The following is a 13,037-nucleotide window of genomic DNA, read 5'->3' on the forward strand; positions in this document are numbered from 1 at the left end:
ACTATACAATCATCTGTGCTTTTTATTACTTTTTAAAAATACCAAACGGCTTTCCAACTGGTAAAACAACTTTACCAAAGTGTGTGTTTAACACTGCTGCTGCTGAACCATAGAAAGATAATAATGAAATAAGAAGTTCAGAATATGCTGCTAAATTATGCATTGCATGCGGCATAACACCTAAAGTACTTAATGAAAGACCGATAAATAAGAAATCAATAAGGACGAAAATCATAAATAATACTTTATGTGTTTCCATTGCACCAATTGTCATAAAGATTGTGAAAATTAAATATCCGATAAAGGCTACACCAAGCTGTTTTGAATCTGCAGCTTGTGCTAATTTTTCGCCAAATACTCCAAGTTGAATTAACCAAGTCATTCCAACACCTAGCCAAAATAGACCGTATGCACCGAATGCTGTTGTACCGAATGTATTGTTATGCTTTGCATCGTGAATGCAAGCAAAGATTTGTGCAAATCCTCCTAAAAAGATTGCCCATGGTAATACTAGTGAAACGCCATCTGTTAAGCCTAACTTTTGAGATGATGCTACAAGTGTTACCATCGCTAATCCAAATAGACCGATTCCAGATGGATCTGCTGTTGTCATTTTCACATGATGTGTAGTTGTTTGATTGCTCATATAAACCTCCTGATTATAAACATACTCGAATACAATACTTAAATCAGAAGACTATGTCAATGGTTTTTTTTGTATGTTGTCAGACCTTATATTTTATAATGTTCTAATATACTTTCAACCACTTCATACGGTTTTATATTCACTTTTTTCAACTCATATATCGGCAACCATAACGGAATATAAATCCCTCTATCTTTCATTTCGAATTCTTCAGCTTTACCACTTCCAAAAACTCCACCTACAATATCGGCATTAAAATAATACTCCGTACCCTTATACTCCACCTTTGCAATTAGATGCTCCACTTTTATATGTACCCCTAATTCTTCAAAAATTTCTCGCTTTGTTGCTTCTTCAGGTGTTTCTCCTTCTTCAATTCCTCCACCTGGAAAAACATAGTACGTTTCATCTTCTTGGATACGTTTTATAAGAGCAATTTTCCCTTCCTGCACAATGATAGCTGCGCCGCGATTTCTTGTCATTTTATTACCTCAATACCGATCGCAACTGTTCCCCACTTTTGTTCTTGTTCTTTCGTATATATTTTGTATGTACTTTCTAACATTTCCTCTAAACTATCATTTCCACAATCCAATAATTTTTTATCAATTTGTTCGTACATTGCTTGAAAGTTTTTATATCGTTTTATCTCCGTTACTTTTACAGCCATCGTTGCTGCTGTCGTAAGGTTCGTAAATACAATATGATCGCCTTGTTTTATGAGTTGACGCTTTTTATCGTATAAGCGCACTTCATACACTTTTTTTCCTGATTGAATTGACTGAAAAGGTTTATTATATAATCCCATTTCATATCTCATACATTCCACTCCCATTTATTTTACCTATTAACACTGGTCACCTTACTACACCTTGCATATAATATTCCACGCTTATTTCTTGATTGAGAAAGAAGGTTGAAGAATCATGTTATATTTAAATCAAAAACCTGAATATAGTAAGTATGATATCGGTGATTATACTTATAGTAAAGTAGGTCCAACTATTTTTTCTTGGAATGATGAAACGAAATTAAAAATAGGTAAGTTTTGTTCATTAGGAGAAGAAGTTGTTTTCATACTTGGCGGAGAACATCGCGCGGACTGGATAACGACTTATCCATTTAACGCTCTTTTCAGCGAAGGAGCCCATATTACTGGTCACCCCTCTTCAAAAGGTGATATTGTAGTCGGCAATGATGTATGGATTGGTTATCAATCCTGCATTTTATCTGGTGTTACGATTGGTAACGGTGCCATTATTGGCGCAAAGAGTGTTGTTACAAAGGATGTACCACCATATGCAATTGTAGCTGGTAATCCTGCAAAATTTGTTCGATATCGTTTCCCACAAGAAACAATTGACAAACTAGAAAATATCTCATGGTGGGACTGGGACATTTCTGTTATAAAAGGAGCTATTCCATTTCTACTCTCCGACAAAATTGATGAATTTTTCAGCTCACCCGAAAAAGAATCTACTTGATTCATACAGAAAGAGCATCCTTCTCTTACAGGATGCTCTTTCTGCATTTATTTTCTCTTTATTTGCAAGTGATCACACGGAGAACATTGAAAAGAAATTTTCCCTAAACAATTAAGATTCGTTTCGCAAATTTGTTCTATCGTTGGAACAAATGGAATAACAACTATATTACTTTCTACTATTTGTATAACAGGTGGTAACACTGTGCCTACTTGATGTTCGAAACGAATACTTGCTTGATTTATATAATTCCCCGAACCACTTGGGGCACTCTGAACTACTACTTGGAACGAAACTGTTCGTGCTTCACCTGGATTTAAATTCCCTATAAGAAATCCTGATACCGGGCTTACATTTGGTACTGGTGTATTATCAACCGTTACACTTCCAAGGACAAATCGAACACTACTATCTAACATATCTTGAAAACGAATATTTTGTATGACAGTATCACCCGTATTTGTAATAACTGTCGTAAAGGTAATAACATCTCCAATCGTTGCTGCCTGTAAATCTGCCGTTTTTACGACTGTCGTTGAGACATTTTGAGGAATAAACGGGATAACAACTGTATTGCTATCACCTTCCACTACTACTGGTAACTCATTCGGATTTACAATTGCTAGCCCATTTGCTATAGCAGTATTTGTAACTAAATTATTTATTTGTCCTCCTGTTATGACAACTTGGAAATTAATAATGGCTGCATCATTTGGCTGAAAATCACCTAATGGAATACCGGTATTTGGATTAGCAAATGGAAGAGCTACATCGTTTACCGTTACCGTGCCATTTATAAATAACGTATTTGGATCAATGATATCCGTTAACACAATGTTGGTCACAGGAACTGTACTATCATTTATAACGGCAATTCCGTAAGTGACAACATCTCCTACCATTGCTACTTCAAAGTTTGCTCCTTTTGCAACAAATAAGATTGCAGTATTTACCGTCACTATAACTGTATTGCTCGTGTCCATCACTGTAACTGGAGGCTCTCCTGGTACTAAAATATATTCTGCTAACGCCCCAGCAACGTTTACTACTGTACCACCATCTGGAAAACTTGTAATCGTAGCTTTATATGTTACAAGTGCCGTCTCACCAACTGGAATATCTGGTATCGTAAATCCAATTTGCGGATTTACCCCCGGTTGCAGAACCCCATTTATCGTTACACTATTTGGAACGAAATCAGCTTCCTGAGATAGCACATCGATAAATTGAACATTCATTGCATCAGCAGTACCAGTATTTAATATACGAACCGTATACGTTACCGTTTCTCCTACGCCAACAATTGAATGGTCTACTTCTTTTAGCATATCTAAGCTACCTCTATTTACCGGTGTAACCGTCGTATTACTTGAATTTGTAATTGTAGACGGAGGTTCTCCTGGAATCAATTCGAAATCACCCGTTACTCTCGCTGTATTCATAATGCTACTAGAAGACGGAACCGAGATTACATTTACTTCAAATGTAATTAATACGCTATCCCCTACAGCAAGATCCGGTAATGAAAAGCCTACAAATGGATCTAATCCTACTTGCGGAATCCCATTTATTTGTACACTTCCAGGAACGAATTCTAAACTAGGTGACGGAAAATCGATAAACTGAACATTCGTTGCTGTTACCGTTCCCGTATTTGTAACTTGCACACTATACGTTAACGTATCTCCTAAACGTGTCGCTTCTTTATTTACAGATTTTATAACGCTAAATCGTCCTCTATTCACTCTAGTTATCGTCGTATTACTCGGCTCTGTTACTACAACTGGTGGTTCTCCTGGCACTAAAGTAAAGCTTCCTGTTATATTTGCAACGTTCGTAATTGTTCCTGATGACGGGATGTTTGTAACTGTCGCTTGAAACGTCACTATAACCGTTTCACCAACTGGTATATCTCCAACTCCAAATCCAGTAATCGGATTTAAGTTTGGTTGCGGGGCTCCATTTATCGTTACACTATTTGGTACAAATGACGCTCCTGCTGAAATGGTATCAATAAACTGAACATCATTAGCTGTTACTGTTCCTGTATTCGTTATTTGCACTGTATACGTCAATACATCTCCAACTAGAGTAGCGGCTCTATTTACTTGTTTAATAACATTAAAGCGTCCTCTATTTACAGTTGTGAGTGTTGTATTACTTGGCTGATTTACTATAACTGGTGGTTCTCCTGGTACTAATACAAAACTTCCAGTTACATTTGCCGTATTGGCAATTGTTCCGTTTGACGGAACACTAACAACAGTTACTTGGAATGTGACTTCTACACTTTCACCTGGGTTTATATCTGGAAGCGGGAATCCATTATTCGGATTGAATCCAGGTTGTAACACACCGTCTATCGTTACACTGTTCGGCACGAATGCTATAGAGGAAGGTAGTACATCACTATATTGAATATTCGTTGCTGGCACTGTCCCTGTATTTTGAACTACTGTTGTATATGTGATTGTATCGCCTACTGCAACAACCGGCTGACTTACTGATTTTAAAACATTCAAACCAGGCTCATTGATTTCTGTTAATGTCGTATTACTTGTCGTCGTCTCCGTAATCGGTGGTTCTGTTTCACTTACAGCAAATGTAGCTGTAACGTCTACAAAGTTAACAATCGTACCACCTTCTGGTATGCTTGTAACCACTTCCTGATATGTGACAACTACAAAATCATCTACAGGTATATTTGGAACTGTAAAACCAATGAAAGGATCTAATCCTGGTGCAGACACCCCGTTGATGCTCACACTTCCTGGTACAAATGCTACACCAGCAGAAGTCGTATCGATAAATTGAACATTGGTCGCTGGCACTGTTCCGAAATTAAATATCAATACATCATACGTTAATATTTCTCCTACAGTGGCTACTTCCTTATCTACTAGTTTTAACGGAAAAATAGACGCTATATTAATTGTCGTAACGACTAAATTCGTTAATATCGTTTCTGTAATCGGTGGTTCCTGCGGATTTGGTTGTGAAGTAAATGTAACATCTGCATCATTTAAGATGACTTCATTATCTGGAATTTCCGTAATGGTCACTTGGAACGTGACCTCAATACTTCCACCAGCGATTAATAATGGAGTAACTGTAAATCCTATTTCCGGATTTAAACCAAGTTGCTGCACTCCACCTATCGTTACACTACCTTCTATAAATGTCGTTCCTTCTGGGATGACATCTTGGAAGAACACATCTGTAACTGGTATAATTCCTACATTTGAAATGAGCACAGTGTACGTTAATACATCCCCAACCGCTCCAGCTGCAACGTCAACTGTTTTTGTTGCTGTTACTTCACCAGGAGGAGGTAACGGTATTGTAACTACCGTTGTATTACTTGAGTTCGTTGTTGTTACTGGTGGTTGTAAAGGATTTAATAAGAAAGTGGCTGTAGCAGATGCTGTATTTAATACTGCTCCACGTGTAGATGGTGCAACCACAGTAACTTGGAACGTTACGGTCAATGATGTTCCAGCTGCAATATTAGGAAGCGGGAATCCAGCATTTGGATCAAATCCAGGTTGTGGTGTTCCATTTATCGTTACACTATTTGCTACAAATGTTGTTTCTGGAGCAATTGGATCAATGAAAGAAACGTTCGTTGCTGTTACTGTACCATTATTACGAATGACAACAGAATACGTGTAAGTTTCTCCAAGTGCTGCTTGTTGTACAGATGAAGTTTTTTGTATATTTAACTGTGCTGTGTTTACTTGCGTCACAACGAAATTACTATTTGTAACAGTCGTTATTGGAGGGTTTGCTGGGTTTATAAGAAAACTGGCAGTAACGTTAGATTGGTTTCTTATATTTCCACCGCTCGGAACACTCGTCACGGTAACTTGAAACGTAACCGTGGCCGTTTGCCCGACCGGAATATTTGGTACTGGGAATCCTGCCATAGGATCCGCGCCTTGCTGAACGACTCCATTTATCGTCACACTATTTGCTACAAACGCAGTACCGGACGGAATTGGATCTTGAAAAATAATATTCGTTGCAGGAACAGTTCCTGTATTTTGAATAAGAATCGTATACGTTAACGTATCCCCTACTCCTGCTTGTGGTGTATTTACACTCTTCATTATATTAAGTGATCCTACATTCACTCGCGTCACAACAATATTACTAATCGTTACAATTGTAATTGGTGGCTGGAGAGGACTTACTTGGAAATCAGCAGTTACATTCGCATTATTCGGAAGAACTCTATTTGGTGGTACACTCGTGATTGTTACTTGGAAAGTAACTGTTACCATCCCTCCTACTGGAATATTAGCAAGTGGAAATCCAGTTGTCGGGTTTAAACCTGGTTGAGGTGTCCCATTTATTGTTACACTATTCGCTACAAAAGTGGTTCCAACTGGAATCGGATCAAGGAACGATACATTAGTTGCTGCTACTGTCCCACTATTTTGTATACGTACTGTATACGTTAACGTATCTCCTACACCAGCTTCAGTAGCGCTTACACTTTTTATTACATTTAATCCTGAAGAATTTACGACCGTCATAACAGTATTACTTGGTTCTGTTACAGTAATCGGTGGCTCTGTTGGATTTACAAGGAAATCTCCTGTAACATTCGCACTGTTTACAACATTATTTCCAAGTGGAACTTCATCAATTAATACTTCAAATGTAACAATTACACTCGCACCAGCGGGCAAATTATTTAATGGGAATCCGAATTCTGGATCTGCCCCTTCTTGTAAGATCCCATTCACAAAGACACTGTTTTCAATAAATAATGTACCTTGTGGAATTGAATCTTGGAAAAATACATTTGTAGCTGGTACACTACCTGCGTTTATGACTTCTATTGTATATACTAAAATATCCCCTACCGTTGCAACATCCGTATTTACTGATTTCACAACTTCAAAGTTACCTGATTGTACAGTTGTATTCACAATGTTACTCGGAACATTGATTGTTACGGGTGGTTCACTCGGATTCACTTGAAAACTTGCTGTTACATTTGCTTGATTTAAAATATCTTCATTTTCTGGATCCTGTACAATTACTACATCAAATGTAACTACGACTGTTTGAGCCGCAGGGATATTAGGAAGAGAAAATCCTGTATTCGGATTCAATCCACTTTGTGGTACTCCATTAATTGTTACAGAATTTGCAACAAATGAAACAGCGGAAGAAATAGCGTCTTGGAAAAATACATTTGTTAACGAAACGTTTCCTGTATTTTGGACGGCAATTGTGTATGTTAAAGTATCACCTACCGCCGCTTGCGTTGTATTTACTTCTTTTATTACATTTAAACCGCCTGTATTAACTTGTGTCACAACTGTATTCGTTTGTCTATTAATTGTTATCGGTGGCTGATTCGGAATAACGACGAAATTAGCAGATACATTTCCGCGATTCGCAATCGTACCTCCCGATGGTGTAGATGTAACTCGTACTTGAAATGTAACAGTCCTACTTCCGCCAGGAGATATATTAGCTACTGTAAACCCAGTCGCTGGATTTGCCCCAGGTTGTGAAACCCCGTCCACAGTCACACTATTTGTGATAAAAGTCGTTCCAATTGGGATCGGATCTTGAAAAACAACATTCGTTGCAAGTACATTTCCTGTATTTTCAATTGTAACAGTGTACGTCAGAACATCATTCACTGTCGCAAAAGCTCTATCCACTGTTTTTCTCGTTCTTATATCAGCTATATTAATTGTCGTAACTACAGTATTACTTGTCGCTTGCCCCGAAACTGGTTGTTGACCAGGCACTGGAGTAAAGGTAAATGTTGCACTCGCACGGTTCGGAATTGGGTTGACAAGAGGATTAGATGTTACTCGAACTTGAAATCGCACTACAGTCGTTTGCGAGGCATTAATACTTCCTAGATTAATACTACTTGCTGGATTTGCTCCTGGACGTGCTACTCCGTTTACCGTAACGCTGTTTGCGACAAATGTTGTTCCTGCAGGAATACTATCAACAAAAATTACATTGTTTGCAGCGACATTCCCATTATTTATAACATTAACTGTGTATGTTAATACATCATTAAGTGTCGCAGTCTGTAGATCTACAGATTTTTGCATACTTATAGTTGCTTGGTTCACTGTCGTTTGTACTGTATTTGAAGAAGATGTACTTGTAATAGGAGAACTACCGACAAAAGGACGGAATTGATATGACACCATTGCCCGATTTGGAATAGGGTTTGGGTTCGGAAACGATGTTATTCGTACTTGAAATGTAACAACTCTTTGCGTGTTACTTGGGATTGTTCCTAAATTAATTCCATTAGCAGGGTTTGCATTCGGCTGCGTTACCCCCCCTATCGTTACACTACCTGCAACAAACGTCGTTCCGCTCGGAATACTATCACGTAATACAACGTTTTCTGCACTTCCTGTTCCTGTATTTGGGACCGTAATCGTATAAGTGAGAGTATCCCCTACCCCTGCGACTGTTCTATTTACCGATTTAACAGGATTAATAATTGGACCTGTTGCATCAATTTGAACACCAAAACCAGCTGCAGCGTATCCATCTCCATTTGTAACAAATCGAACAGTTGCTGACGTTTGATTGTTTACTAAAGATGCGGAGGCATCTACATTCGTAATATCCCACCCCTGTCTTCGGACAGCCAAAGCTACCCCTAACGGCTGATTTAAATCTCCAAATGTACCGCTCGTATCTAAATTTCCGCTGTCATTACAAATTTGAGACTGGAAGAAATTATTTGCAGGGTTTCTCGGCCCGAATAATGCAACTGTAGCACTCGCATTCGGTCCAAAGCGAAGTTGATCTCCAGAAATGTTAGAATCACCTTCTTGAGCAGTTACAAGTACCCTTCCTGTTACAGCTCCTGTAGCTGGCGTAGCAAATCCGGAAATAGTAGCATCAACTGGTGGTGATGAAGCATCAATAATTTCTTGACCTGCATATACTGACAAATTTCGAAGTGGTAAACTTGCATTTTGATACACAACCTCAAGCGTCCAGCCCGCTGAACGACTAATTGTTGGGTCGGCTGAAGTTCTTGCAGCTGGCACAGCACCCGTTGTATATGTGCCTCCCCCACCTGCACTAACAAGATTCGTTACATTGGCAGAGCGAGCATAATAAAACTGGTTTCCTACTGAACCTTGCTGCGCGGTAGCAGGATCTGGCGTAACAGAAAACGTCCCTGCTGGCGTTGTAAATGTAATGTTATCATTTAAAAATGGTAAAACATCTTCCGTATCAGTCCGGAAAGTACCAGCCCAAACTAATTCTGCATATAACACACTGCTTCCCGCTGGAAGATTTAAAATTGCACTAGAAGAATTCAATCGCCAGTCATCCGTTGTACCCGCTGGGAATCCTGGTACTTGCAGCGCTGTATTTACTGTCGTAAACACAGCAAGTGTACCAAAAATATTACCTGGTGCAGGCGATGTAGGGCTAAGTCCCAGCGTATTCCCAGTAAACGTGACGGCACCAGGTACTGTTGTCGTAAACCGATTTATAAAAGGCACACAATCATCTCATTTCAATTATAGTAAAAAGTGCTCTATACTATAAAATGTAGACAAACTATACAATGTACGTTGTCCAACAAAATTCCGCACATATGAGAGGGGTTTATAAAACTATGCGCTACGTTATTATAACAGGAACTTCACAAGGTTTAGGTGAGGCTATTGCCACACAATTGTTAGAAAAAAATACAACTGTCATCTCTATTTCTAGAAGAGAAAATAAAGAGCTTACGAAACTCGCAGAACAATATAATAGCAATTGTGTTTTCCACTCCTTAGATCTTCAAGATGTACATAATTTAGAAACGAACTTTAACAAAATCATTTCATCTATTCAAGAAGACAGTGTATCTTCTATTCATTTAATTAATAATGCGGGTACGGTTGCTCCTATGAAGCCAATTGAAAAAGCAGAAAGTGAACAATTCATTACGAACGTTCACATTAATTTACTTGCACCTATGATTCTCACCTCCACTTTCATGAAACATACGAAAGAATGGAAAGTAGATAAACGTGTTATAAACATTTCATCTGGTGCAGGAAAAAATCCTTACTTCGGATGGGGCGCTTATTGTACAACGAAAGCTGGCGTAAATATGTTTACACAGTGCGTAGCAACGGAAGAAGCAGCAAAAGAATTCCCAGTAAAAATCGTCGCTTTTGCACCTGGTGTTGTTGATACAAATATGCAAGCACAAATTCGGGAAACAAATAAAGAAGACTTCACAAATTTAGATCGATTCATCGCATTAAAAGAAGAAGGAAAGCTATTATCACCTGAATACGTTGCAAAAGCTATTCGTAACTTACTAGAAACCGAAGACTTCCCTCAAGGCGAGGTTATTAGAATTGATGAATAACAAAAAGGCGTGCTATTTTAGCACGCCTTTTTGTTCTACTTCTCTAAAAATATAAGCACAGACTCCGCAATTTGTTCATAACCAATTTCTTGATAAATTTTATTCGATGTTGGATTTGCCAGGTCCGTATATAATGTCGTTGTTTTGTAACCTTCATCTAACATACGTTGACTAAGTGCCGCTACACAATTAGATGCGTATCCCTTTTTCCTTTCTTCTTTCGGCGTATATACGAAATTAACTGTTATATTATTTTTAGTTGGACGTGTTTTTGCTGCTACAGAAACAAGTTTTCCATCTACTTCTAGACCAAATAAACGATGATTAGTAATTAATGTATGTGCCGTTTGTTTTGCTTCCTCTTTCGTAGTAGGAAGATTCACATCTTCGCAAAATTGGTATATCCACTGTTCTATTAATGTTAGCTCATCACTATTTACTTCTCGAAAGACTTCATCTCCGTTCCACTTTTTCTTCACTTGTTTTAATTCATATATACCTTGCTCCATCGCAACAGTAGTTTTCTTATTTGCTAACACTGCAATCTCTTCGGCTAATCTCTGTACAATTTTCTTATTACCGATTAATCCAGGAACATTTGGATATACTTCCGCTAATTTTTTTGCAAGTTCCACGATGTCCTCTTCCGTAATTTCAGACGTAGCAACAATAATTTGTTTCTTCTCTTCTGTTTGAAGAAATACAACCGCAATTTCTTCTCCTTGTTTCGCTATCCCCATAAATATCGGTTGGTGGACCATTTGTAATACGCCTAATATGAGATTATTTTCCTGCTCATTCTTTTCTAGAAATGGTGTAACCTCTTCTTTAAAATTAACAATCTCTTCATATACATGCAATTGAATCATCGACAATCTCTTCTCTCTATTTATAGTTTTATTAAGGTATTGGCGATTAATTCACTAAATCCCTCTTTTACGATTCAATAATATTCGAAGCTAACGTATTCAAATTATTTTCAGCTTGTAAAATTCTCTGTTTTTCCTTTTCAAATACCTCTTCTTCTTGTCGAAATAACTCTTTTCGATTGTTAATCATGCGCTCCATTTCTTTTTTACTCGGCCCACCGTATACATTTCTTTTTTGTATAAAAGCTTCTGGCGATATAATTTCTTTCCACTCTTTTTCTAATAAAGTTATATTAAATTTTTCTTGTAAGTACATATTCACATCTTTCAAATGTAATTCATGAAGCTCCTTTTTCTGCTCCAATAACATATTTGCAATAGCACTCGCTGCATGATGCGCATGCCGAAATGGAATGTCATAGTTTTTTGTTAAAGCATCTGCGAAATCAGTTATCGTAATTGCATGTTTATAGGAACGATTTTTCAACGTTTCTTCCTCAACCTTCATCGTTCGAATAACTGCATTCATAATAGAAAAAACACGAATAGTCTTTTCAATCCCTTTATATAAGTATGGCTGCAAGTCATCCTCTGTATCAACAATATCACCAAATGGTGTATTATGAATCATTTGAAATACTGTAAATGCTTCTCCTAAAGCACTACTCGTAATTGCACGGGCGTGTTCAATGGAAACTGGATTTCGCTTTTGCGGCATAATACTACTAATTTGCACATATGGCTTCGCCACAGTAATACCATCATATTCTTTCGTCGCTAATAGTAAGAAGTCATGAATCCATCTGCTCGTATTCGTCATCATTACCATAAGTAAAGAGCTAACTTCTAATAAATAATCCGCTCCAGCAACAGCATCATATGAGTTCTCAATTACATTTGTAAACCCAAGTAACTCGGCAACTCGCTCTCGTTTAATTGGGAAACTTGTTGTAGCTAGCGCAGCGGCTCCCATTGGGGACTGATTTAAAAGTTTGTACGTTTTTTTCATGCGTTCTAAATCTCTCTGCATCGTATCATAAATCGCTAACGTATAATGACCAAATGTCGTTGGCTGCGCTGGTTGTGTATGGGTATAAGCTGGCATAATCGTTTCCTTATGATCAGCAGCAAGTTGCAATATACTCTCTTGCAATAACAAATGATGTTCCATTAATCGTAATACATACCGTCTTAAACTCATGCGATACATCGTGACACCCATATCATTTCTACTTCTACCAATATGCATATTACTTACAAAATTGCTTTTTGCTTCTTGAGAAATTAAATGTTCTACTAAAAAAAAGAGATCTTCATGCTGCTCTGTATAGAGCAATTGCTCTTCTGGCATTCCCTCTACCTTTTTTAACGCGTGTAATATAACTTTAGCTTCTTCCTTTTTCATTAAATTTTCTTCCATCAGCATCGTAATATGCGCTTTATGCACTTGAAACATATCTTTCAATAAGTAATTTCGTTGAAAATTAAATACATGTTGTAATACACAATCCACATATGTTTTCCCAGGGAAATCAGCGCCTTCACTCTTTATAAACTCTTCTTTACTTTGTTTCATCACCTTTTCCCCTTTCACCTAAGTATTACTACCCATCATACCCAGAGATAGCAAAAAAGTGCTTGTACACAAAAAT

At 37.7% G+C, this 13,037-nt stretch carries 8 protein-coding genes; 2 read left to right on the forward strand and 6 right to left on the reverse strand.

Annotation, left to right across the window (positions count from 1 at the left end):
• Positions 1-25 precede the first annotated feature (25 nt).
• The 3 genes from ACTFR9_RS09785 to ACTFR9_RS09795 form a co-directional block, all read right to left on the reverse strand.
• The gene (locus ACTFR9_RS09785; protein WP_000070938.1) at positions 26-646 is read right to left on the reverse strand and encodes an acetate uptake transporter; all 621 of its coding nucleotides are present in this window, start codon (positions 644-646) and stop codon (positions 26-28) included.
• A gap of 86 nt (positions 647-732) precedes the next feature.
• Positions 733-1,128 carry an NUDIX hydrolase gene (locus ACTFR9_RS09790; RefSeq protein ID WP_000197780.1) on the reverse strand — a complete coding sequence of 132 codons (396 nt, stop codon included), beginning with the start codon at positions 1,126-1,128 and terminating at the stop codon, positions 733-735.
• On the reverse strand, positions 1,125-1,466 hold the full coding sequence (locus ACTFR9_RS09795; protein ID WP_001268357.1) for an ASCH domain-containing protein: 342 nt from the start codon (positions 1,464-1,466) through the stop codon (positions 1,125-1,127). The genes ACTFR9_RS09790 and ACTFR9_RS09795 overlap by 4 nt, the downstream gene beginning before the upstream one ends.
• A 106-nt stretch (positions 1,467-1,572) precedes the next feature.
• On the opposite strand from ACTFR9_RS09795, the gene ACTFR9_RS09800 reads away from it, so the two are divergent.
• Positions 1,573-2,130: a CatB-related O-acetyltransferase gene (locus ACTFR9_RS09800; RefSeq protein WP_000966320.1), complete on the forward strand. Its 558-nt coding sequence runs from the start codon at positions 1,573-1,575 to the stop codon at positions 2,128-2,130.
• A gap of 47 nt (positions 2,131-2,177) precedes the next feature.
• On the opposite strand, the gene ACTFR9_RS09805 is transcribed toward ACTFR9_RS09800, so the two are convergent.
• Entirely contained in the window at positions 2,178-9,650 is a 7,473-nt protein-coding gene (locus ACTFR9_RS09805; protein ID WP_229136661.1) for a DUF7507 domain-containing protein, read from the reverse strand.
• A 116-nt stretch (positions 9,651-9,766) separates the two neighbouring features.
• Here ACTFR9_RS09805 and ACTFR9_RS09810 point away from each other — a divergent pair, with 116 nt between their 5' ends.
• The gene (locus ACTFR9_RS09810) at positions 9,767-10,516 is read left to right on the forward strand and encodes a (S)-benzoin forming benzil reductase (RefSeq protein ID WP_001271062.1); all 750 of its coding nucleotides are present in this window, start codon (positions 9,767-9,769) and stop codon (positions 10,514-10,516) included.
• A 35-nt stretch (positions 10,517-10,551) separates the two neighbouring features.
• Here the strand turns inward: ACTFR9_RS09810 and ACTFR9_RS09815 are convergent, their stop codons facing one another.
• Positions 10,552-11,385 (reverse strand): GNAT family N-acetyltransferase, encoded by an 834-nt coding sequence (locus tag ACTFR9_RS09815; protein WP_000615397.1) that lies wholly within the window; start codon positions 11,383-11,385, stop codon positions 10,552-10,554.
• Between the two features lie 67 nt (positions 11,386-11,452).
• Complete coding sequence (argH, locus tag ACTFR9_RS09820) at positions 11,453-12,961, reverse strand: argininosuccinate lyase (RefSeq protein WP_000813994.1); 1,509 nt, start codon at positions 12,959-12,961, stop codon at positions 11,453-11,455.
• Positions 12,962-13,037 lie beyond the last annotated feature (76 nt).

This window comes from Bacillus cereus group sp. MYBK222-1 (genome assembly GCF_051916425.1).
Taxonomy (GTDB): Bacteria; Bacillota; Bacilli; order Bacillales; family Bacillaceae_G; genus Bacillus_A; species Bacillus_A paranthracis.